The following is a 24935-nucleotide window of genomic DNA, read 5'->3' on the forward strand; positions in this document are numbered from 1 at the left end:
GTTTTAGATTGTGAATGATTTGTATTATGAATGATTCGTACCGTGAATCATTGGCGTCGTAAATGATTGGTATCGTGAATTATTTTTGCGGGTGCTTCCCATCGCCTCCGCCCCGGATTTCTTATCTTAATTCTGCAATCAGGGGAGAAATCCGGGGAGATGATGCTTCCGAAGCGAGCCTTCCTATGGAAAGCTGGTAAATCGACCACTTTACCGAGGGGTCTAGCCGTAGCTCTTCCATCTGCAGAGCAATTAGCTTCGTCTAATACGTGTCGTTCTTGGTCTTAAGCGAACGAGCTCCTCACTGGTGAGTTGTCTAGTATAGGAACGAGGGGAAGATCCTGTATCTACCCTGAGCACCCTGCCTGCCCCGCTGGGGCGGGCTACTCGTGTGTTGAATACCTGCATGACCCACTGCACTGGAAAGGCTATGGATAAGCGACCATCTGCCGTGCCTGCATAGTTGACCGCGGCTGCATAATTATCGGACTGTCTGAGCCATACAGAGCCGGAATCCCCGGGTAGTGATACAGGAGTCGTACCTCTAATAACCGTCTGATCTTCGAAGGTCAGCAGGCCCAACTCACCACCATAATTGATTTGCAAGTCCGTATAGACGGACTCTACCGTGCCATTAACCCGCCCGCTCGTACGCCCTACCTTCTTCAATCTTTCTCCTATGCGATAGGCGGTAACATGACCCGGAATCGCTCCCACTGTAGCATAACGGGGATTGAGCAGGTTGTTGCGGGTCGGAAGCGAAAGCGCTGCATCAATCAGGTTCGTTCCAGTGGGATTTAAGCGTACGTAACGATACAGTCGTCCTATACGATCCTGGGCAACCGTCCCCCATCGGCTCCGCCTGGCTGAATTGTAGCCTCCCGATTGTCTGTATTGGAGGGATTGAGCACATGGTTATTGCTTAAAAGATAGCGTGTAGCCGGCGCTCCAGTTGGGGCAACGATAAGTCCGGTTGTACCAGAGCCTTCAATCGTCCCGACACTGTAGCCGGCGATGACCGGGCGGATGCGCACTTTGTAGTCCGTAGCATTAGCCCTGATTTTTCCAGTCTTTACAATTCGGACAGGAACGTTCGATTTCTTCCCTAAGGCAGTGGCCGACAAGAGTCCAGTAGAGGCCGACGCTAGACGGTCCGTGTACACAATGACAGCGGCTCCCCTTTTGGGATGGGCAGGGTCCCTGTAGCCTACGCCAATGCCGTGAACACCGGACATTTTTAAGACTCGCTTGGCCATCCGCTTTTTCACCTGAAGCGCGGCCGAGAAGGTAGCCAACATAATCATCTCCTTTTACATTCAGATGAAATATTGTATGGCTAAGGCCGCTCTGCGTTCCATTTGATCTTACGATCGCTGTTGCTTCTCTAGAGCCAAATGAACCGCTGCGCTACCGAACTCCGTATCGAACTATATATGAAGAGATTACAAAATATGGTATAATCACTCGCGAAATTGGCATTCGATCATTTGATTCTAATGTTCGAGGAGGTATTTCATGTTTTCAATGATATTGACATACAGCATACAGACAATTGTAATTTTACTGATTATTTTCACAGTGTTGAGAAACAACAGAAAGAAAATAGGCCAGGGATCACTTTCACTGCTGCTATCTCTTCTTGGCATGGCTGTTTCTTTTGAATTTGGCGATTACATATTCGGAGACCAGTTGCTTTCCTTTTTAGGAATGTCAGCATGGTCCAATCCTGTTAATAATACTGGGTTCCATTACACTATTTTTGTATCGAGTATTTTTTTTATTCCTAGCTTAATCATTGGATATAAAAATTCTGAAGATTTTGGAGCTCTTATTGGAAGACGAGTTTCTAGTATTTATCTATTTATAATCATCATTTCGCTTTTATTTTTCATAATAAGCTGTTTGTCGAAGTGAAAGTTAGATGTGTGGTCATTCCAAAATAAGAGGCCTTTCTATAATTGAACTGATCTCTGTTAAGTAGACCGTAATAAAAAAGCAACCTTAAGCAGCCTAAGTCCGATATTCATACGGTCTTAGGCTGTTTAATTTCTGTTAGAAACAATGGTGTGTAGAAATAGATGGAACGTCAAGTGTGCGAGTATGAATTCTCTATATAGTACAAGAATAACAATAATTGCAATCAAAATTCATAAGAGTGAATTAAAAATTCATAAAAATGAACCGGAAATATTTTCTTTTTCACATACTTAGCCTCTACCACTGTTTGCAGAAATTGATAGTTTATTGTTATATGAAATAATTTTTACTTCAATAGAACTATTTTAGTTTTTTTCCTTGCAGTCGATATAATTGAGGATTCGCTAAAAAGCCCTTTCTTATAGGAAGATGGGATCAACTCGCTAAAAATAATGTACGTTGTGATTGATAGTAAAAGTCAACCAGCCGATCCGAGGAGGTAGTGTACTAGAACATTTTTCACTTAACACACCTTATCTTGCGTTAACCGATAGCAAGATATAAAACATTAGGAGGATAACCAACCAATATGAATTCATTCAAGAAAACGAAGAGCTTGATTACCGCCCTGACCGGGGCTGCGTTATTATTCGCGCTACCGATGACGGCAGACGCGGAGAGTAATATCAATTATACTGGCATGTTCCTGGGCTATGACGGAAGTGTAGACACCAGTCCTGTCCAGACCTACAACCCTGACATCGTCTCTTATGATCTGCTGAACTGGAACTACGGGGGAAGCGATGCAGCCTCCATTACCTCCCATAGCGCCTCAGCCATCCAAGGCTTAGGTAAAATCGTTACCATTTCTACCCACATGCCCAATCCCCAGGGTGGAAATGTAAACGCCCCGATGTCTGATTCCGATTTTAAGATCTTGGCCAATACAGACATTTCATCCATCAATTCATCCAGCCCCGTATGGCTGCAAAATTATAAGGCTCAGATTGACAATGTTGTGACTAGCCTGCAAAAGTTTGACTCATCCCCCGTCTACTACAGACCCTTCCATGAAATGAACGGAGGCTGGTTCTGGTGGGGAAACAAGAACACGACAGACTATAAGAACCTGTACATCAATCTGTACGATTACATCGTGACGACCCATGGCATGTCCAACGTCAATTTTGTCTATGCTCCAAATAAAGGAGCCAACGCGGCCGCTTATTATCCCGGCTCCAGCTATGTCACTTGGATTGGCATCGACGCCTACAGCGACGATCCATCCAATGACAATGAAATCAAGATGGCTTACAATGACATCAAAGGACTTGGCAAAACTTATGGCTTCTGCGAGATTGGACCAGCCGTGGGCGGCGACCATGTGGATCGCAACAATAATCAGCTCAAGGAATTCGATTATTCGCTTTGGAGCAATGCCCTGAATGAGATCTATACTGGAGCAAGCTTCTTTATCACCTGGGACGGTGCCTATGCTCCGCAGAACAATACGAATAGCAGCACGCTGTTTGCGAAGTAGAGCTCATAGTAAGCGTCCGGCTCCCGGTTCGGCAGCAAGGCATCATACGTGTTATTCCAAGAAGACAGCAAGGTCCTGGAAGATTAGGACGTCATCAAGCACGACAAAAAAGCATGCCCTTATGAACTGAAGTTTCCCTATCAAGCAGCCAATTATTAATAAGCCCTATTTAAACAGCCTGAGTCCCATATTCGTAGGGACTCAGGCTGTTTAGTCTCTTTTGAAAACGTTCGTGGTTAAGAAAGGATTTTTTTGGCAATGAGAAGCACAGCTTATCCCTTAACTGCTCCCTCCGCAATGCCTTCCATAATGAATTTTTGAAAAAAGGCATAGATCAGAATAACCGGGATGGAGGTCAGCACGAGCGCGGCCAGAATGAGCGACCAATCCTTGTTGTATTCTCCAAACAACATATTGGTCGAGAGAATCAGGGTGTAATGGTTCACATCCGTCAACATCAAAAGTGGAAGTAAAAAGTCATTCCAAATCCACAGGAAATCCAAAATGGCAATTGTGACGGTGATCGGTAGCAGCAAGGGAAATATAATGCGAAAGAACGTTTGGAATTCATTGCAGCCGTCCATTTGCGCGGATTCTTCCAGCTCACGCGGGATGGATTTGACGAATCCATGATACAAAAAGATGGCCATGTTCACGCCCAAACCGATATAGATCAAAGCCAAGCCGTACGTACTGCCTTGAACAGACAAATCTTTTGCCATTCGTGTAAGCGGTATCATTATAGAGTGAAAAGGCACCAGCATGGACGCAACAAACAGAAAGAAAATCGCACTGCTCAGTTTTCCACTTGTACGAGACAGCTTGTAGCCTGCCAGTGCCGAACAGACCACGATCCCGCCAATGCCGATAAAAGAAATAATCGTAGAATTCAGAGCGCTGTTCAGCAAATGGGTCTGATGAAAGGCCTGGCTGTAATTTTCAAAGTGAAGCTTCGTCGGCAGCGCCGTAAAGGATGCAAACATCTCACCCTGTGTTTTAAACGAATTAATGACCGCCATGTAGATTGGGAAGAAGGACACGACTGCGCCCACGCACAGCATCAGCGTGATCAGCAAGGAATTAGCCTTTTTCAGCCTCATGCCTCCACCTCCCTCTTCTTCATGACACGCAGCTGGATCAGAGTGAAGATGAGCACAATGGCGAACAAAATAACGGATTTAGCACTCGCATAGCCATAACGGAAATTATTCGAGAAGGCCTCCTCATAAATGTTCATCGTAATTACCTGTGTGCTGCGTCCCGGTCCTCCGCCAGTCAGTCCATACACAACCTCATACACCTTGAAAGCACCGTTAAGTGTCAGGAAGAAACAGATCGTAATCGCGTGGGTAATCATCGGCAGCGTCACACTTCGCAATGTCTGAAATGCGTTCGCTCCATCAATAATAGCAGCCTCCTTCAAGCTTTGTGGTACACCCTGAAGTGCAGCCAGATAGATGATCATCATATATCCCACACCATTCCAGAGCGAGACAATAATGATGGAGAAAAAGGATACTTTCGGATCGCCCAGCCATGATTGACCTAAAAAGGCGATGGCCGTCTTTTCAGCAATCTGCGGCAGCACGGAGGAAAAAACGAATGTCCACATAAATGCGCTAATAATGGTACTGATCATATTGGGCATAAAAAATATCGTCCGAAAAAATCCTTTGCTGCGTGTGCGTGATTCAATCAACACTGCCAGTACTAGCGCAAGTACATTTTGTAGCACGATCATGACCAGCACGTATTTAAGTGTAAGCCAAAGGGAATTGAGAAAATCGGGGTCTTCCTTCAAGGATTCCACAAAGTTCCCCAAGCCGATAAAGTTGTAATTGGGATTCAATCCGTTCCAGTCTGTAAAGCTGTAGTACATGCCGCTGATCGTTGGAATAAGCAGGAAGATGGCGTAAAAGATCAGTGCCGGGGCAGTAAACGTCAGCAGCATGACGTATTTTTTGTAGATTTTAAAAGGCATGGAGTCTCTCCCTCCCGATGTCATTCTGTAGGTTCCCGCTACTTGTTTACTTTGTTATACGATTTCCATGCCTTATCCAGCGCCTTAATGACGTCATCCTGCGAGAGCTGACCAGCATAATAGGATTGTAGCGACTTGCCTGCCTCGTCCTTGACCGCCTGCGGGATGGATGGATCTTGGTACGACTTGCCTGCTTTCACATATTCGGTAGCGTCATTAACCCAAGGATAGCTTTTAAACGTATGGACTTTGGAGATAGGGTTAAATTTCAATGCTTCATAGAACGCGCTGGAATCCTTGTCGTCCAACACATAGTTAACAAAATCGAGTGCAACCTCCTTATTCTTGCTTGTAGAGGATACAGCCAGCGAAGTCGAAGTCGACAAATTGATCAAGGTCGCATTTGGATCGTCATTAATCGGTAGCGGGGCTACTCCAAAGTCCATCTTCGGATCCGATTTTAAAATCGTTTCCGCAAACCACGGCCCCTGAATCCACATCGCCGCTTTACCTGAGGCAAAGGCCGCCGACCCATCATCCCCGCCAATTTCCAGCGCCTTATCTGTACCATTACTGTTCACCAGATCAATAATATCGAACATGCTCTTCATTTCCGAGAATGAGCCTTTGTCCTGATTCATCCGTTCGATAAAATCCTTATTCTGTGTGTTCATCATTGCACCTGCAGTGAGCGGCACGAACAACTGTGGAATCCAGGATTCCTTGTAGGACAACAGGAACGGTTTCACATGATTCGCTTTCAGCTTCTCGACGACAGCCTTCATTTCGGTCAACGTTCCCGGCGGCTTCAAATCCAAATCCTTAAATATCTTTTTATTGTACAAATAGCCCCAGGAGATCGTTTCCAAAGGAACCGCTACAACCTTGCCGTCTTGAGTTGTCACCGAGGGCTTCACACTGTCCATCAATTTGCTGACAAATGGCTGACCGGACAAATCCTCCAAGTATCCCGCTTTGTAAAACGGTGGAATTTCATTCACCGCATGCAGTGCGAATACGTCCGGTGCATCGTTGGATGCGAGCCTTGTCTTCAAAATTTGTGCGGCATTGTCAGCAGGCGGCATCTCCAGTTGAACGGTAACGTCGATATTTTTATCTTTCTTCTCTTTGGCTACAAACGCATTAATGTATTTATCGTAGTGTTCTTTCAAACGGGGCTGAGCAATAAACATTTTGAGATTTACGGTTTTGCCGTCTCCACTGGCACCGCTGCTGTCACTGCCTGAAGAATTCGCTCCACATCCGGCCAACAACGTGCCAACCAGCATCGTACTCAATACACCTTTCCACATCTTCATGCAAAATGACCTCCCCTAAGTTGAAAATAACGATTTTGTATACGCTTTCATTATAGGATGGGAGACCACTTCTGCCATTGGACACCGTTAGCATATTGAATTGGATTTTTTTAAACTTCCTTTCTCATTTCACCGGGGGCCATGCCAAAATGCTTTTTAAATACCCGATAAAAATAAGACACATCCTCGTACCCAGCCATCTCTGCAACGGCTTTAATTGAAATCTGTTTATTGGCCAGCCATTCCCGCGCCTTTTCCATTCTCCGTTCTACAATGTAGTCCGTTACATTCTGACCGTACTCCTGCTTAAATACCTTGCTCATATACTCTTTGCTCACAAAAAAGTTTTTCGCCAACTGCTCCAGTGTGATCGGCCCTGCATAGTAACTATCGATATACCGCCGTACCTCCTCCAAATTCAGCTTGTTTTTGTATTTCCGCTGCCGAATCAGCTGATCCAGTTCCTGAACATAGCATGACGATACGAATTCCAGCGCATGTTCTACAGAAGATAGAACAGCCTGCGAAAGCGGAAATCCACCCTTTGCCGTAGAAGTATTCAGCCCGTTATCCGCTGACAGCTCTTTCAGCAGAGAAAGCAGCTCTTGCACCAGCCTGCCCAGCATATGTGGAGTTGGTGCTCCATAACTCTCCAACTCCTGCACAACCTGTCTGCATGTTAAGTTCACCCCATCACGATTCAGCTCATTAAAATAAAGACGCAGCAGTTGCTTATACCGGGTTAACTTGTGAAAAAACTCATAATCCAGTTCTGTTGCTTCTGGTTGCTGTTCGGCCAACTTGACCTCCAGATCGTTTTTGCATTTGAGCAGCACCACATTCAGCTCGACAGGATTGACAGGCTTCAGCAAATAATCAATAGCCTTGTAACGGATCGCATGTTTGGCATACGCGAAGTCATCATATCCGCTCACGACAATGATTTTCACATCAGGATATTGGTTATTTAGCGCTTGCAGCAGCTCCACTCCGTCCGCACCTGGCATGTGCATGTCCGTAATCACAATGTGGGGAGCTAACTCCCCGACCAGCCTGAATGCTTCATCTCCGTCCTCTGCCTCACCCACCACCACCATTCCAAGCTTTTCCCATGTGCCAAATGTCTTCAAAATATCGCGGTTCCACGGCTCATCGTCAACGATTAATACCTTGATCATACTTTGCCCTCCTCTGCTGAGGTGAATGGAATACGAATAGTGACACATGTACCGACTCCCTGCTCACTATCTATCGTCACTCCGTAATGCACTCCAAAATTCATCCGTATACGTGAAGACACATTGCTTAATCCAATATGACTGCCCTGCGCCCAAATTGGTTCCTCCGATGCATTTTCCAGCCTAGCTCGAACTTTTTCCAGCTTGTCGGGGGGCATACCGTTACCATTATCGCTGACCGTAATGCACACATCTTCTTTCATAATCTCCACGCGGATTGCCATTCGCCACGCCCCTGCCTTGCGATCAAGACCATGCTGAAATGCGTTTTCCAACAATGGTTGAAGCGATAGCTTCGGCAAACGAATATCCATTGCCTGCTCTTCTGTCTCCACCTGAAATACCAATCTTTGCGGAAAACGACGCTGCTGGATGCGCATATAATGTCCCACATGATCGAGCTCTGCACGCAGAGAGGCCATATCCTGAGGCTCCCTCACCACGTAACGGAACATCTCACTCAGCGAACGAATGACTTCATAGGTATCCTCCGGCTTTTGGGAAAACACCATACTTCCGATCATTTGCAGCGTATTTTGCAGAAAATGAGGATGAATCTGCGCCTGGAGCGCTTTCAATTCAGCCGTCTTTTTTTGCAAATTGATACTGTATTCTGTCTGGATATGTTCACGTATTCGGCCTGCCATCCCATGCAAACTTCTTTCCAGCAACCCAATCTCATCCGGTCGTATACTTGGTTCTCCAACCGGTCCCTTGATCATATCCAGTTCCTGCACCGAACGCGCCAAACGGACAATCGGGCGTGCGGTCCGCCATGCGATGAAAATAGCGATGCAGATGGAAACCATGATTGAAATCACGCCTACGACAATACCATACAGCATGGTTGAAAAGGCACTGTGGTTAATGGAGGAAGTCGGTATGATTTTGACCAGTTTCAGTCCAACCACATCCAGATCATTGTAGAACACATAATGATCGGCAGTTTGAAGCATCCCGGGACCCGGCTTAACGTCACGAAGAGCAGCCTGCACTCCTGCAGGAGAAGGCGATTGCCGAGCCTGCACTGGATACATAACTCTGCCATCCCTATCTGTAATCAACACTTGATGCTGATCCCATCGTCCCAGCAGACCCAGCGTCTGATCGAATTGTGACCACAGCACCTCCAATGAAATAGCCCCCGTCTGCTTCTGGTCTTCAAAACGCCGAATACTGCGTGTCAGTGTAAAGCGTTCCGGGTCAGCGGAGCTTGGTCGAATCGAATAATCCTTATTCGCTTGCCACATCTCAGCATACTGCGGGGGAATACCGCCCACTGTCGTAATTTCATTTTGCATACTATTGAAGGTGAACACGGTTTGCGATTGCTTCAAATATAGCTGAATACCGATGACATGACTCCCGGCTGAATAATACACATTCGCCAGCGTATTCAGCATTTTTCGCTGGGCATTAAATTGGCTAGAAAGATTGTCAGGCTCTCGTTCATTCAAATAATCGCTTAGATCAGGGCTGATCTGAATGCTGTAAATCAGATGATTCAGACGATCTAACTGGTCGCTGATATAAATGCCCGTCCATTTCATGTTGGACATGTTCGTCTCGACCACTTCGGTTTCCATAGACGATCTGCTTTTCTCCGCAGCCAGCACCGTGACAGCAATGACCGGCAGCACAGATAGAACAATCATCGTCAAGACTAGCTTGAGCTGAATGCTACGTCGATACGGGGCCATCAGCGCCCGAAACCAGCGGATTGCTCGGGTTGGCATAGCGATGCACTCCTCTATTCAGCCATATGCGAAAACGCCCCGCAATTCGCAGGGGCGCTTCACTTGCCGGATACTACCGGCCGATACTATATAAAATGATTCGTACGTCGGTTTCAGCTCACTATTCATCATTTACGCTTCTTCGATAATTATAACACCCCAAGGCTCCAATTGGAGCATTTGTCCTTGGGTAACCCTCTGCTCTCCGATCAGCTCCTTGCCGTCTCCGTGCGGATATATCACCGAGCCTGCTTGTTCGGAATAGTTAAAATAGTACCGGGTCGTTCGCCCCAAATCATTCGTACCGGATTTGACAATGATCGGATAAGAAGCTTCCTGATCTAGTCCCCATACGCCTGCCTTTTTGGCTACAGAGCTTAATAATTCGCGGATGACCGCCGAACTGACGATACAGCCTATGTAGGTCGCCGTGCCCTGACCATAGCGATTTTGCGTAATCGCGGCATATTTGCCCCAATGCGGGTGATTATAATAAGCCAATACTTCCGCAGTCGTTGGGGTAATCAGCTCCATCCACGTATCTACCTGATTGTCCTCTGCTGCCACTTTAAAAGGATTATCCTTAAGCGTCACGTTCTTTGGCTCCACAAACAAGCTGTAATGAATGCCGCAGGCTTCGCTAATCACACCCGGCTGCTGGGAAGTTCTTACCTGCACATGCTCATTCGTAAATCCGCTTCGGGATGTGTAAACTACATGACCGCCTTGTTCGACATAGCGGTTCAGCTTCTCCAGCAGTGTATCTGGCGCAGAATAGAGGCTCGGGACGATCAAGAGATCGTAGTCATCAAACGATTCCGTACCCGGATGGATAATATCTGTCCCGATATTCAGCTTGTACAGCTCGTCATACAAACGGCGTACGATATCGTTGTAATTCAATGGACTGTTCATATTAAACTTGAACCAGCTAATGGATGTCAACGCTTCGTTGCTGACCAGGATGGCTGTTTTATTTTTCTTTTTCAAATTGACCAGATGTGGGGATAATCTCGCAAAATCCTTCCCTATCGTCTGTGCTTCCTCATACACAGGATTCGGTTCAAAATCATGGCTGAGCAGACCTTTCCAGTAGGTTTCGAAGGAATTATGAATGGAATGCCAGTGCCAGTAAGCTACCATATTGGCCCCGGAAGCCAGATGGCTGAACGCTTGCAGTCGCAATTGTCCCGGATAAGGAACCCAGTGTGTAAACGCCTGCGCCTCCGTTTCCAGCACCAGGTAATTATTCTGTTTTGTTGAACGTGCCACATCACCACCAAAGGAAATCTCAATTCCAGTCAGATCATCCTGGGATGGATGGTAAATATCTACACCTGTCACATCAAACGCTTGAGATGCAGCAAAGTGATCCACATCCGGCTGAATCCCAAAGGAATGACCTCTCCACTCAAAATCAAAATTTTGCGTAACGAATTGGTCTGCCCGCTTATATTCATTGACAAGCGCAACCTGCCAGGCCAGGAAGTCCGTTACCAGCTTGCGCTGGAATTGGGAAAAGGCTGCGCCCAAGCTTCCATTAATCGTTCCGGCCACCGAAGGGAAGTCCTCCCAGCTATTAATGCGATTGCTCCAGTAATCCAAGCCAAATTTGCGGTTCAGCTCATCCAGTGATTCAAACCGCTCCCGCAAATACTTCACAAATTGTAATTGCACATTGGGACCGCTCGTATGGTAATGCTTCGTCTCATTGTCTGTCTGAAAGCCGATGACCGCCGGATGCTGACTCACCCGTCCAATCAGCTTGCGTATAATTCGCTCAGCATGGAACAGGTACACCGGATTCGTAATGTCCATAATCTGGCGAGCTCCGTATTTGCCCGGCCCCTGAGGCGTTGTCGCCAATACATCGGGATGCTCCTTCACCAGCCATGTGGGCACAGCATAGGTCGGCGTGCCCACTATGACCTCAATTCCTGCCTTATGCATGGCGTCCAGCACCCGATCCACAGAGGTGAAATCAAACACTCCGTTCTGTGGTTCATGCGTACTCCAAGTAGATTCGGCTATCCGCACCACGTTAATTCCCGCATCCTTCATCATTTGGATATCCTGGTCCAAACGGTCATAAGGCATATATTCATCATAATAGGCAACACCGTACAGCAGCTTTTTCATCGAGTCGTCCTCCTATAAGTTCATGGTAATTGTCATATCCCACTTCGCCTACTCCGTTTCCAATGGGATTTTTTTCGTGTTCAACTTATATAGCTTTGTTTCAAATACCGTGGCTGTTATGCGGCTTTTTCAGGGATGGAACAGATATCGTATTACCAGCAACATCCTGCTTCGTGAGATCCGCCTGCTGTTGATTTTTTTTGGCACTTGCTAGCCAGCCCTCTACGTCTTTTTCCTTAATCTTGTATAGCCATGCGAACAGGCCTGCCGTAATCAATGCTCCCACACCAGGCACTACCGCATAAAGCGCGAATATCCACGTAAGCACCTGTCCGGTCTGCGGTACATTCGGAATGTAGCCGGCAAAGGCAAGCGCATAGGCCACAATTCCACTGGCTGCTGCTCCCCCCAGTTTTCCTGCAAACGTTTGGGTAGCAAAGGCGGTTCCGCTGGCACGCACCCCTTTTTTGAATGCGCCATATTCCACGCAATCGGCGGTAAACATCGGCACCATAAGCTGCGGTGCGGAACTGAACAGGCCAAAAAGAACTGCAAATACGCATACTACAATGGGGTTGCTGTAACCGATCGCAAATAAGGACAGGCCTGTAGTAAACAATCCAAGCAAGCTGATGACATTCACTTTCCACTTGCCAAATCTTTTAATAATCGGCGGTAAAATTAATGCGGTGAGCAGCTGCACACCCAAGGAAATGAACATGAGAATTGAAATATAGATAGGATTTTTCAAGTTATATAAGGCAAAGTAGCTGACGACAATCCCTTGCAGATTGGTCATGGACAGTGTCATAAACGACATCAGGTAAAATAAAAGCTGCTTGTTTTGCATGGGATACGTCATAATCTGCTTGAGCGTAACCTTCTCTGCCTTGTTGGAATAACGCTCTTTGACATTAAAGCGAGTAAAGTTCATTAAAATCAAACCTGCTACAGCAACGATTAGCGCCAAAATTGGCCAAGATATCTGATTGGCTATAGCTACCGAAGACGAGGAGATGACCATAAAGGCCAAGAAGACCATCGTCCGGCCTCTGGACATTAATAGATCACGTTCATGCGTATTTTTCGTCATCAGTGTAGCCAAGCCAAAACCAGGCGCATCGCTGATCGTGTAACACATTTCCCATACCAGATACGTGACGGCAATATAAATCACCTTGACGGTGAGTGACGCGTCACTCGGAACGAGAAAAATAAGTACAGTAAGTATTGGCAAAATAATAGAAGCCAGATTCGTCCAGGGTTTGAACAAGCCACCCCTTAGGTTGGCCCGGTCTATGATCACACCGAAGATCGGAGCACTAAGCGCATCCCATATACGGGCTAGTACGAATAAAGTACCAATAATAGAAACAGATATGCCAACATAATCCGTATAAAATAGCATTGCAAAAGAGGCAACCAGACAGAGAATTGCGTTACTCCCCAAAAAGTAAACGTAATATGACACACGTTCTTTCGATGTTGTTTCCATAGCTCCTCCTAATTACAATATGGCATCGCTTTCAAAATCACTACATATAAGCGATTTTTTTATGTAAAGGCTTATACTAGAACACTTGTAAGCGCTCTTTTATTATAGATAAATGTTAGGTACAATGAGATTGTCTAAGCGGTGTAAAATTTGCCCTAATCGAAGGTGATCTGATGATATTAAATCCTGATGTTGATCCAGCGCTATTCCACGATTGCCAATGGCTACCTATTATTGATTGGAATGTGAAGTTTTTTGGTGCCCATATTCACCGGGTCAAAGCGGATTGGTGCATGCCTGAGGAGTCCCATATCGGTTTTGAAATTGCACTCATTCTAGAAGGTCGTCAGGAAACGATGATGGAGAATAACGTATACTCGGTGGGGGAAGGCGATATTTTAATTATTCCGCCGGGGTTCAAGCATGTGAGCCAGTGTGTATCCCCTGATGGAATGTATTATTTTAGCACCCATTTTAATGTCGATGATCCATTGTTCCGTCAAGAGATGATTAAAAGCAATCAGCTCTTTTTCCCGGCAGGCACTGAAACCAATACCAAGCTGCAGAAAGTTGTCCATAGCTGGATCAGCATGGTGCGGGAGAACGGAGAATATACGACAGCGGACCGCTTTCGCATGCAGATTGCTTTGTTTGAGCTATTCGGGATATTCTCGCAAATGATTTCTACGGGATTGGAGCCGAGAATTGCACCTTCATCCGTTCAATATGCCAAGGCCATTATGGAAGCTATTCAATCGAGGTTCAAACCTTATCGAGAGGATGAATCTGGCGAGCAGACGTTCCGGCTTGAAGATGTGGCGGCTTCCCTTGGAATCAGTCCAGGCTATGCCCAGGAAGTGTTCCGCAAGGTTTACGGCTATTCACCACGTCACTATCTATCGGAAACCAAGCTGCATGAGGCTAAGGTGCTGATCCAGCAGCCCAATCTACCGCTAAACAAGGTAGCTTCCCTACTGGGATACTCCAGTCTGGCTCATTTCAGCAGACAGTTCAAGCGCTGGACAGGCACCAGCCCACTTAAGTACCGCCAGACGTTAAAACCGATTACTGATGAGCAGAGGAGCTAGAATAAGGAAGGATAGCAATGGCTCCACTGCGTTAATCATATGAAAAAGAGCGCGACACCGTATATTCGGCTGTCGCGCTCTTTCTATTTTATTTTCTAATGAGTTTCATTGCCTTAATAATCTAAATTGATGGTGAAGTTCCTATCCTGCGAATCATAGCCTGATATCTCCTATGTGCTGGTGTACAACATACATCATCCCTATCAGGAATAAGGCCAAGCCCATATAACCGATACCGAATTTCCAGCGTGATGATGCGGGTACTTCGTAATATTTATCATTTTCAAATGGAATGTAGTCAATCCCACATAGCAATCTGAGCTGATACGCATCTGGGGTCGGTAGATGTTCTACACCGTTCAGCCATACATGCTGGACAAGACACTGCTGTGGCAGCAGAAGTGTATGCTCCACATCCAGACTCTCCATATATACCGTTACATATTGCTGCCCTTCCAGATCCGAGTAGGTATTAAAGGATAATCTGCGCGTATGCTCCGGTCCAGGCAGCGGGTATCCTTGCTCATATAAATGCTGTACGTTAACCAGCGGCTTCTGTAATAACGACTGAACTTTGACGCCTTCTTTATTGCGTTTGACATATTTTTTGTATAAATCATAGGCAAATAGTGCCCAAATAAAGAAAAATAAAATGGATTTCAAATACACGATCACTATAATCCCACCTAGTAGGCCTACCAGCCATAACCAGCGTGTCACTGCTGTAGAAATCCGTCCTCCATCAAGCGGATGAATCGGCAGCAAATTGATCAGGTTCAGGAAAAAACCGATATATGCTAGTGCATACAAAAGTGGACTGTCTGTTGCATACGCTCCTGCGTATACGGCCATAGCCCCAACCGTCCCCAATAACGGGCCACCCATGGCCACGTAAGCCTCTGTCTGGGCATCCAAAGGCTGTCGTTTCATGGTGATTAACGCACCGAGAAAAGGAATAAATAACGGTGTCGACACCGGAAGCCCCTTGCGTTTGGCAGCCAATACATGCCCCAACTCATGCACGAATAACAACAACACGAACCCAACCGCAAATCCCCACGGGTATATAATCGCATACGTGCCAATCGTAAACGCCATAGATATCAGCGCACCGCCAAATTTACTGAATTTTAAAAGGGCAAGTAACGATTTGCCTTTCAGCAGGAGCAATGCTGCTGCACTACCAAGATACCATTTGGATGAGCCGGATTTGGAATCGGTCTTATTGTCTTCTTTTTGCAAACGTATCCGTCTCCTTTCTCTAATACTTCCATTGTATCCTGCAATGTGCAGCTTGTAAAAACTTCTCTAGTCCACAGATAAGCGAACTGGGGAAGCTATGTACATTATCCCGTATATTGTAGACATCCTCGAATGTCGGATGGTATATTAGGGCTGGGTTAGATACCCTATTTTGTAAAAGGAGGTTTGCTCATTCGTGTGTACTCACTACATGCGTCTCAGATAAAAGGTTAGGCTTCTCAATGAAGCTCAACCCGTTTTTCACATGAAGGCTTGAAGCTTGTTTAAGTTACCTTTTTTAAGACCGAATCTGAACAATGAGGTGTGTTTCATATGACTGAAAAGCGTCCCTTGACTAACCCGAATGACGTTAGCGATATATTGGCCCTTGCCCAAAGCAATGGGCTTCACATACAACATGGAGGATTGGAACTCAATGAATCCGGGCTAGATTTCCGAGCCGTATTCGCCAAAGACATCCACGATACCCCTTGGGTTCTACGTACACCGCGACGAGCAGATGTGATTCAATCTGCCGCTTACGAGCATAAGGTGCTTCGGATGATTCGTGATACTCTTCCTATAGCGGTACCTGATTGGCAAATATATAGTCCGAAGCTCATCGCCTATCCTCAGTTGGGGGGAACTCCCGCTGCTACTATTGATATGGAAACAAAAAGCTATGTATGGTTCATCAACCCTGACGCTCTGACGGATAGATTCGTTGCTTCACTCGCTAAAGCCTTAGCCGCGTTGCACCGGATAGATTACCAACGGGCAGCTGATTTCGGTGTTCGCGTAAAGCAGCACGACGAAGTTCGGCAATTAATGGCTCAGCGAATGGAAGAAACACGGCGCGTCTTTGGTGTATCCGAGGAGCTGTGGCAACGATGGCAGACGTGGCTAGCTGACGATAGCTACTGGCCGGCATATTCCGCATTTGTGCACGGCGATCTGCACCCAGGTCATATTCTGGTCTCTTCGAATACAGAGGTTACTGGAATACTAGACTGGACTGAGGCCGAAGTAGCTGATCCGGCAATTGATTTTACGAGTTACTATACTTTATTCGGAGAAGTAGAGCTTGCTCGTTTATTGAAGCTTTATGAGACAGCAGGCGGACGTGTGTGGCCGCGTATGAGCGATCATATCGTCGAATTAACTTCAGCTTACCCTGTGCTTATCGCCGAATTCGCCCTTAAGTCTGGTCTGGAAGAGTATATGGATATGGCACGTAATGCGCTGGGAGTTCATGAGCAAGGAGAAGGGTTGCCCGACATATAATATAGCTGTAGCCACCTGGCAGACTTTGGTTCAATGACGGACCAAGGCCTGCTTTTTTTCTTCTCTTCTTTTTCCTAAAGCTACGTTCCGCACTCAAGTGTCCTTCACCCGGTCTGTTCTGTTATCATGTAGAAAACGGAATAACTCAGGAAAGGATTACGAACCATGAGTTTTGAACTTACCCGGCGAGCGATCAGACAACTATGCAGTCAATCTGCTTATGACGACGGGGATGCCTATTATCGGGCCAAAAAGGTGGCCTTTACACAAATAGATCATAATGAAGGTGTGTATGAAGCTACAGTCAAAGGAAACGGCTTTTATGCCGTTGCTGCGATGATCCGGCCCAACGGCAGTATCCGCGCGGAATGTACCTGTAGCTCATTTCAAACCACCGGACGTTATTGCAAACATATTGCTGCTGTTCTCCTTAACGCCTATGATATGCGACGTGGAAAAAGTCTATCCGTACGCTCCTATGTCTCCAGACTTCATCCCGGCACTGCTGCCCCAGATCCAGCGGGGAGCATGGGTTCAGACGGGATGTACACATCTACAGATGCCCCCAATGAACACACTGCTAGAATTTCACGATCCTCTGGCATCACACAAGGGGATCTCCAGTTGACCGACAGTATGTTAAAACTATTCGGCCGCAAGAGACCGCTTCGCAGCACTCCTACGCTGCTGGATACTCGTGCGATCTTGGATTTTCAATTCGTCATCCGGCCTTTTGCCTACGGTTACCAAAAATATATGTTTGGATTGGAAATGAAGGCTGGACCCAAACGATTATACATCGTTCAGAAAATCCGTCCGTTTCTGGACAGTATCGACCGTGGGAATAGCTACATGTTCACGAAGAGCTTCTCTTACGAGCCTGAGCTGTACCGCTTCCGAGCTGAACATGATGCGATCCTACAGCAATTATCCCAGGTATGCCATCAGGAGCGCATGATTCGGGAAACCTCTGGCACGTATTCAGCCTCCGGCAGTCATATGAGTGGCGAGCGAATGCTTCTCATCCCGCCTGCCGCTTGGGATAGGCTGTTCCCCTTGCTGACAGCAGCACAGGGCGTCTATTTTGAAATTCACGATAACATGAGCGAAGGTATTCCTCAGTCCGACCTGATGCTTCCGCTGCAATTTGAATTTGATGAGGCCGAATCCACAAGCGAAGGCTACCAGTTAAGCATTCAAGGATTAGATGACTTGACCATCATGGAGGACTACGGTGTCGTCATTGCCGATGGCAAGCTTGTCAAGCAGAAGGATGATTCCTTACGGCGTTTGTCCGAGCTAAAACGAATGGTCGAGGTACATCACAGACGAGCAGTCCAGATCGCACCAGAACAGATGGAAGCTTTTATGGATAAGGTCGTGCCCGGGTTAATGAAGCTCGGACGTGTCCATATGACCCGTTCTGTCTCAGAGCGGGTCGCCCAGCATCCGTTGAAGGCCAAGCTGTATCTGGACCGAATAAGAGACAAACTACTGGCAGGATTGGAATTCCAATATGGAGACATCATCATCAACCCATTGGAAACAGATGCACGAACGCCAGGTAACGACCGGATTCTGATACGTGATGGGGAACAGGAGCAACGGATTTTGGAACTGATGGAGCATAGCTCCTTTGCCAGAACAGACAGCGGATATTTTATGGAAGATGAAGATGCGGAGTATGACTTTTTGTACCATACGGTTCCACAACTGGAAAAGTTGCTGGACGTCTATGCCACAGGTGCAGTCAAATCGAAAATCAATAATACGCTGCCTGTCCCAAGAATACGGGCGGAGTGGGATGAACGTACGGATTGGCTTGAATTTAAATTTGATATTGAGGGTATACCGGAATCGGAAATTCGCAAGCTGCTCCAATCGTTGGAAGAAAAACAGAGATATCACCGTCTGCCGAATGGTGCCCTGCTGCCACTGGAAACAGAGGAGTACAAGGAATTAATTCGGTTCATGAACGAAACAGGTATCCGCAAAAGCGATCTGGATGCAGCGCAGATTCGAATCCCGGTCACGCAGGGTCTGTATTTAATTGATCCTCACGATCATGTGAAAAGCCTGACCTTGGGTAAAACCTTTCGCCAGCTGCTAGAAAATATACGCAATCCTGACCATCTCGACTTTCCAGTACCCGTCACGCTTGCCCCTATCTTGAGAGATTATCAGGTCTACGGTTTTCAATGGCTTAAGACCTTAGCACATTACCGTTTTGGAGGTATTTTGGCAGATGATATGGGGCTGGGCAAAACGCTGCAAAGCATTGCCTTCCTCGTGTCAGTATTGCCGGAAATTCGCAGTCAGCAGCTTCCAGCCATGATCGTGTCCCCTGCATCACTGGTGTACAATTGGCGGAATGAACTGGAGAAATTCGCCCCGCATATCCGCGTCACTATTGCAGATGGCAGCCCGGAGGAACGGAGCCGAATTATACGGGATGCCACCAGCTATGACGTTATTATTACTTCCTATCCGCTGCTGCGACGCGATGCGGATGTGTACAGCAAGCCATCGTTTCATACGCTCATTCTGGACGAAGCGCAGGCGTTCAAGAATCATGCTACCCAGACGGCACAGGCCGTTAAGGATGTACAAGCCCGTTACCGTTTTGCCCTGACAGGAACGCCAATCGAGAATACATTGGAAGAACTTTGGTCCATCTTCGACGTTGTATTTCCTGAGCTATTTCCCGGCGGAAAAAGAGCGTTTCACAACCTGCCTCGAAATGTGATTGCCAAGCGGGTTCGTCCGTTCCTGCTGCGCCGTCTGAAGAGCGATGTTCTTAAGGAACTGCCAGAGAAAATCGAATCCGTGCAGGTATCACGCCTCCTGCCAGAGCAAAAAAAGCTGTACACGGCTTATCTGGCCAAGCTCCAGCATGAAACGTTGAAGCATCTTAACGAAGAAGGATTTCAGAAAAACCGGATCAAAATTCTCGCAGGTCTGACCCGACTTCGGCAGCTCTGCTGTCATCCGGGCTTATTCATCGAAGGATATACGGGAAGCTCGGCCAAATTTGAACAACTGCTGGAGATTATTACGGAATGTCTCAGCTCCGGGAAGCGGATGCTCATTTTTTCACAGTTCACCACGATGCTTCAAATGGTCGGACGTGAGCTTTCTCGTGAGGGGGTCCCCTACTTTTACCTGGATGGACAAACTCCCGCCCCCGAACGAGTCGAGCTGTGCAGTCGCTTCAACGAAGGAGAACGCGAGCTGTTCCTGATTTCCCTCAAGGCAGGAGGTACGGGTCTGAACCTCACTGGTGCAGATACCGTCATTCTGTATGACCTGTGGTGGAATCCCGCTGTAGAGGAGCAGGCTACCAACCGCGCACACCGAATGGGCCAGAAAAAAGTAGTGCAAGTTATTCGGCTCGTAGCCCAAGGTACGGTAGAGGACAAAATGTATGAGCTACAGCAAAAAAAGAAAAATCTGATCGACCAGGTCATTCAGCCGGGGCAAGAAAGCCTTTCAGCACTGACTGAACTGGAAATTCGTGAGCTGCTCATGATCTAAACAGCTCTTCCACGCTTATTTTTACACTAATGACATTCAGATACCAAAAGGTCCAATGAGGATGGAAATCTTCCCGCATTGGACCTTTTGATGTTCCATATGTGATTGTCCAGCTTAAACCGATTCATCCTGTTGGAGTACTCTAGGTTCGATGGGAACCAGATTAGACTCAATCTCGGCGCGCTGAGGCTCATACCATTCAGGCAGCATCAGCTTGTGCCCCAACTCATTCAATTCCTCATCCACCGTAAATCCGGGCGGATCGGTTGCGATCTCGAATAGAATACCGCCTTGCTCGCGGAAGTATACGGCATTGAAGTATTGGCGATCTACAATGCCACTGGTCCCAAAACCATGCTGACGAACCCACTCGTCCCACGCCTGATGCTCAGTATCGTCCTGCGCGCGCCACGCAATATGGTGAACCGTACCGGCGCCGCCGTTCCCCCATGGTACATCTTTGACCGGAATGTCGATCAGGTTGCCTAGATCCCCAGTCGTCTGATAACGGATATAGCCTGCATCTGCGTCTTCTCCGATGGGAGTCATGCCCAGAACATTCTCCAGCACGCCTTGGGTGTGCTTGGAATCCGCACTGTAGAGCACTGCTCCTCCAAAGCCCTTGATCGCTTTATCTGTAGGCACGCCTCCGGCTGTCCACGTATTCACCGGACCTTCCTCGCGCTCCACCAGTTCCAGATGCAAGCCCTCATTGTCTCGGAACTGGATGAATGACTCGCCAAAACGAGTAGCCTTCGTGAAGGATACCTTTAAGCTGTGCAGACGGTTTTCCCAGTAATCCATTGAGCCCGGCGGCACAACATACGTCGTAATCCCGACCTGTCCGCCTCCAATTTTACCCTTGCGTGTACCCGGAGCCGGAAAAAAGGTAATGATCGTGCCCGGGCTGCCTTTTTCATTCCCAAAATACAAGTGATATACTTCTGGAGCGTCAAAGTTAATTGTCTTTTTGATCAATCTTAAACCAAGCACACCTGCGTAAAAGTCAACATTGCCCTGTGGATCGCCTGCAAAGGACGTAATATGGTGAATTCCAGCGGTTTTCAAAGACATCTCAATCACTCCTTAATGAACATGATGATTTACAAATTTCAAAATCCATTGTAGCTAACAAACTGTCCAACCGGCTTGCGATATCCTCTTGCCCGTTGCCCCGATTCGTCCTCTTTCCCCAAGGTGATCATCATCACAGGCACAAATTGCTCGGGGATATTCAATACTTCCTGCACCTTCGCCGGGTCAAAACCGATCATTGGGCAAGTATCCCAGCCTTTGTCCTTGGCAATCAACATAAATTGCATAGCCGACAGGCTGGCATTACGAATCGCTTCTTCCCTCTGGAAGACAGGTCCTCGCTCGCGATAAAACTGAGTTACTGATTCTACGGTGCTATCATATTCCTGCTTGCTCAGAACACCCAAATTCAGGAACCCTTCGTTGAGGTCAGCTACCTTGGTATAAGCCTCTGTATCACCCAGCACTACAATAGTGGCCGAAGCGGTTAATATTTTATACTGCTTACTTGCCTCATCATGCAGCCTTTGTTTGATCTCTGCATCCTGCACTACGATATAACGCGCATGCTGTAAATTAAAAGCCGATGGAGCAAACTTCACCAGCTGAAATATCTCTTCCAGTTCTTTTGCATCTATAGTAACATCAGGAATAAATTTAGAAGCCGATCTTCTCTCTTGAATAACATTCACCAGTTCGCTCATATTCAGGTCCACTCCTTGATATTATTTTCAAATAAATTATCTTTAAATTAAGAATATATCTTTAGTGGTTTTATGTCAAGTAAAACTATAAAAGTGTTACTAAGGGCTTCACCAGCCCTTTACAGATCCGTAGCCCGTATCCTCATCGTAATCGCTTCGCGTTGCGCTTTGGTTAAGCTTTTGAAGACCAGCTCATACGAATGGTCGATCATGCTGTACAAATCCTCCAACGGAAAGCTATTATCAACCTCTACCGTATTCCAATGCTTTTTATTCAAATGATAGCCTGGCTTAATTGCCTTGTTCTGCTGACGCAGGTTTTCTGCAATGACCGGATCACATTTCAGGGATACGTGGCTAATGCCATCTTTTGCAGTCAGGAGAGCAAACATCTTGCCCCCTACCTTTAGTACCAGGGGATCAGCTCCAAATGGATAATCCTTAACGGCCTCTTTTTGGCTCAGACCATACGCTACAATTTGCTCAAACACCAGCCTTCTCTCCTCTGCTCCAAGTTATCGGTCTATAAACTTATTTGCGCCCTATTATATCACCTTCATGCGCTTCATATATACTAGGTTCGTGCTTTATGGATACCATCGTATACACACTGTTCGGATTGGCTTTATATGGGACAGGAACCTGATATTCTGGTATACTTCCCTGAGAGGCTGTATCGATATATTCGAACGGTACTCTGGTAAGGTGTAATTTAATAAGTATAAGCGTGAGCCTATGGAGGTGAACTCGTTGGATTTTGCTCTGATCCGAAAGGACCGAGACAAAAGAACGGTCGCAAATTGACTCTTTTTTTGCCTTTCGGACCTTTTCAGCAATGTGCTGGAAGGTTTTTTGTTTTTCCAAAACCAAGGTAGGAAAGGATTTGAATGTATCATGACAAACTCGAAGGCGCTTAATGTTTTGCAACTAAAGGAAATGAAACAAAAAGTAAAGGCAGGTACCCTAGGATGCGGTTTCTAGTTGTGGGTGCAGGAGCTATTGGAGGATATTTTGGGGGACGCCTGGTTCAAAAGGGGGAAGATGTAACCTTTCTCGTGCGCCCTTCCAAAAAGCTTCATTTGGCAGAAAACGGTCTGACGATTCAAAGTGTGCACGGAGATTTTCAGACACCGATCCAGGCTATTACCTACGGTGAAGCTGCTGAGCCATTTGACTGTATTATTCTCGCGGTCAAAGCGTACCATCTGCCTCTATTGCAGCCCGACCTTGCGCCTTATGTCGGCAAAGATACCATGATTCTTCCTTTACTTAACGGTTATGAACATTTTAAATCTTTGCGCGAATATTTCGGAGCTGAAAAAGTGCTGGGTGGGCTTTGTTATATCGAAACGACGTTAAATCATAAAGGCTCTATCGTTCAGACAAGCCCGTTCCATCGCATTGTTTTTGGGGAATGGGATGGAGCAAATTCAGAGCGTACGCAACTATTATGTAGCCATCTTGATCATGCAGGCTTCACCGTCACACACAGTCATGACATTCAGCGTGAAATTTGGCAGAAGTATATATTTATTGCCAGCATGAGCGGAATCACAACCCTCATGGGTAGCTCCGTCGGAGCTATACTCGCCACGCCCGAATCGCGTGCAATCTATGAAAGGCTACTGCATGAGATCGTCACACTCGCACGCAACGCCGATATGCCTATTCATTCAGAAATGGAAGCACATACACTAAAAACGATGGATTCCTTAAAGCCTGAGATGATGTCTTCCATGCAACGTGATATGCAGAAAAATCTACCGGTTGAAGCAAGTCATCTGCACGGTGCACTTCTGGCATTGGCTTCTGGCAGTAATGTCTCATATCCGATACTTGAAACGGTGTATGCCCGATTAAAGGTCTATGAGAGCTTATTGAACACCTCTAACATTTAGATAACTGATGAATACCTGCTGCTGCATACGTAGTAGGTGGCCATCCGAAAAAGCAGATCCTTCTATGATGAAGGATCTGCTTTGAATTTTTCTATGCCTGTCCTCTGCATGCTTGCTCAAGCCCTTGAAGTAATGTTTCCAGCTCCTGTCTAGTATCAGCGTTTGTAATGATGCCCTCTTGATTCAGCTTCAATGTGATATGCGGAATAATGACCTTTCCATTTTCCACAATCTCTGCATTGATCATTTGCAATGTGAGCAGCAGCGAAGCATGAGCCAGGTTACCGCCCATAGGGGACGGCGAAGCGCTAATGACCGCTGTAGGCTTATTTACAAATTCACCTGAAGATACGAGCCAGTCCAAGGCATTTTTCAAAGCACCCGGCACACCATTCCCATATTCCGGCGTACAGATCAGCACTCCATCGGCTTGTTTCAATTGCTCCCGTAGCTCTCTTACGGAAGCTGGCCCCTCCTCTACATCCAAGTCAGGATTAAAATGGGGCAGATCCCCCAATCCATCATAAACTATGAATGATATATTTTTAGAAGACAATCCAATAGTAGCCTTCATAAGCGCGGTGTTGGAAGACTTTTGACGAAGGCTCCCCGATATAGCCAATACCTTAATCTTTTGTCTCATCCATCTCATCTCGTTTCCTTTAACAATATCTTATCTTGGATACTCAGTGTACTACAAAAGTTGGCCGGTATCATGAGATAACGGGTTAAACAATAGATATACTGCTACAAACAAGTATGTTGTGATTACTCCGTTTTTTATT

The 24935-nt window shown here is 46.6% G+C and carries 18 protein-coding genes and 1 pseudogene; 6 read left to right on the plus strand and 13 right to left on the minus strand.

Annotated elements, in window-relative coordinates; translation table 11 throughout:
- Positions 1 to 252: 252 nt before the first annotated feature.
- Positions 253 to 1298 (minus strand): annotated as a pseudogene (locus G7035_RS05020) (hypothetical protein).
- Between the two features lie 217 nt (positions 1299 to 1515).
- Here G7035_RS05020 and G7035_RS05025 point away from each other — a divergent pair.
- Positions 1516 to 1914: a hypothetical protein gene (locus tag G7035_RS05025; protein WP_019686101.1), complete on the plus strand. Its 399-nt coding sequence runs from the start codon at positions 1516 to 1518 to the stop codon at positions 1912 to 1914.
- A 592-nt stretch (positions 1915 to 2506) separates the two neighbouring features.
- Entirely contained in the window at positions 2507 to 3457 is a 951-nt protein-coding gene (locus tag G7035_RS05030; protein ID WP_019686100.1) for a glycoside hydrolase family 26 protein, read from the plus strand.
- Positions 3458 to 3729: 272 nt separating this feature from the next.
- On the opposite strand, the gene G7035_RS05035 is transcribed toward G7035_RS05030, so the two are convergent.
- The 7 genes from G7035_RS05035 to G7035_RS05065 form a co-directional block, all read right to left on the minus strand.
- Entirely contained in the window at positions 3730 to 4557 is an 828-nt protein-coding gene (locus G7035_RS05035; protein WP_017425736.1) for a carbohydrate ABC transporter permease, read from the minus strand.
- The gene (locus G7035_RS05040; RefSeq protein ID WP_019686099.1) at positions 4554 to 5438 is read right to left on the minus strand and encodes a carbohydrate ABC transporter permease; all 885 of its coding nucleotides are present in this window, start codon (positions 5436 to 5438) and stop codon (positions 4554 to 4556) included. Before G7035_RS05040 ends, G7035_RS05035 begins: the two co-directional genes overlap by 4 nt.
- Positions 5439 to 5476: 38 nt before the next feature.
- On the minus strand, positions 5477 to 6757 hold the full coding sequence (locus tag G7035_RS05045) for an ABC transporter substrate-binding protein (RefSeq protein ID WP_019686098.1): 1281 nt from the start codon (positions 6755 to 6757) through the stop codon (positions 5477 to 5479).
- A 110-nt stretch (positions 6758 to 6867) separates the two neighbouring features.
- Entirely contained in the window at positions 6868 to 7935 is a 1068-nt protein-coding gene (locus tag G7035_RS05050; protein WP_019686097.1) for a response regulator transcription factor, read from the minus strand.
- Entirely contained in the window at positions 7932 to 9731 is a 1800-nt protein-coding gene (locus G7035_RS05055) for a sensor histidine kinase (protein WP_019686096.1), read from the minus strand. Before G7035_RS05055 ends, G7035_RS05050 begins: the two co-directional genes overlap by 4 nt.
- 132 nt (positions 9732 to 9863) lie before the next feature.
- A complete protein-coding gene (locus G7035_RS05060; protein ID WP_019686095.1) occupies positions 9864 to 11870 on the minus strand; it encodes a beta-galactosidase in 2007 nt (668 codons plus the stop codon).
- Between the two features lie 100 nt (positions 11871 to 11970).
- Positions 11971 to 13365 (minus strand): MFS transporter, encoded by a 1395-nt coding sequence (locus tag G7035_RS05065; protein WP_019686094.1) that lies wholly within the window; start codon positions 13363 to 13365, stop codon positions 11971 to 11973.
- Positions 13366 to 13538: 173 nt separating this feature from the next.
- Between G7035_RS05065 and G7035_RS05070 the strand changes: the two genes are divergently transcribed.
- Positions 13539 to 14453, plus strand: a complete 915-nt coding sequence (locus G7035_RS05070) for an AraC family transcriptional regulator (protein ID WP_016819399.1) — start codon at positions 13539 to 13541, stop codon at positions 14451 to 14453.
- Between the two features lie 153 nt (positions 14454 to 14606).
- Here the strand turns inward: G7035_RS05070 and G7035_RS05075 are convergent, their stop codons facing one another.
- Positions 14607 to 15695 (minus strand): site-2 protease family protein, encoded by a 1089-nt coding sequence (locus tag G7035_RS05075; protein ID WP_019686093.1) that lies wholly within the window; start codon positions 15693 to 15695, stop codon positions 14607 to 14609.
- 333 nt (positions 15696 to 16028) lie between these two features.
- Here G7035_RS05075 and G7035_RS05080 point away from each other — a divergent pair, with 333 nt between their 5' ends.
- Together G7035_RS05080 and G7035_RS05085 are read left to right on the plus strand one after the other, a co-directional pair.
- A complete protein-coding gene (locus G7035_RS05080) occupies positions 16029 to 16979 on the plus strand; it encodes a macrolide 2'-phosphotransferase (RefSeq protein ID WP_019686092.1) in 951 nt (316 codons plus the stop codon).
- A gap of 165 nt (positions 16980 to 17144) precedes the next feature.
- Positions 17145 to 20513: a DEAD/DEAH box helicase gene (locus G7035_RS05085; protein WP_019686091.1), complete on the plus strand. Its 3369-nt coding sequence runs from the start codon at positions 17145 to 17147 to the stop codon at positions 20511 to 20513.
- A 114-nt stretch (positions 20514 to 20627) separates the two neighbouring features.
- Here G7035_RS05085 and G7035_RS05090 read toward each other — a convergent pair whose 3' ends face one another.
- The 3 genes from G7035_RS05090 to G7035_RS05100 all read right to left on the minus strand — a co-directional run bounded on the left by G7035_RS05090 (position 20628) and on the right by G7035_RS05100 (position 22743).
- Positions 20628 to 21587 (minus strand): ring-cleaving dioxygenase, encoded by a 960-nt coding sequence (locus G7035_RS05090; RefSeq protein WP_019686090.1) that lies wholly within the window; start codon positions 21585 to 21587, stop codon positions 20628 to 20630.
- 38 nt (positions 21588 to 21625) lie between these two features.
- Positions 21626 to 22252, minus strand: a complete 627-nt coding sequence (locus G7035_RS05095) for a nitroreductase family protein (protein ID WP_019686089.1) — start codon at positions 22250 to 22252, stop codon at positions 21626 to 21628.
- A gap of 119 nt (positions 22253 to 22371) precedes the next feature.
- Positions 22372 to 22743: an MmcQ/YjbR family DNA-binding protein gene (locus G7035_RS05100; protein WP_019686088.1), complete on the minus strand. Its 372-nt coding sequence runs from the start codon at positions 22741 to 22743 to the stop codon at positions 22372 to 22374.
- Positions 22744 to 23220: 477 nt separating this feature from the next.
- On the opposite strand from G7035_RS05100, the gene G7035_RS05105 reads away from it, so the two are divergent.
- Positions 23221 to 24150 (plus strand): ketopantoate reductase family protein, encoded by a 930-nt coding sequence (locus G7035_RS05105; RefSeq protein WP_029514822.1) that lies wholly within the window; start codon positions 23221 to 23223, stop codon positions 24148 to 24150.
- Positions 24151 to 24241: 91 nt separating this feature from the next.
- Here G7035_RS05105 and G7035_RS05110 read toward each other — a convergent pair whose 3' ends face one another.
- Positions 24242 to 24802 (minus strand): NADPH-dependent FMN reductase, encoded by a 561-nt coding sequence (locus tag G7035_RS05110; RefSeq protein ID WP_019686086.1) that lies wholly within the window; start codon positions 24800 to 24802, stop codon positions 24242 to 24244.
- Positions 24803 to 24935: the final 133 nt, after the last annotated feature.

This window comes from Paenibacillus polymyxa (genome assembly GCF_015710975.1).
GTDB lineage: Bacteria > Bacillota > Bacilli > Paenibacillales > Paenibacillaceae > Paenibacillus > Paenibacillus polymyxa.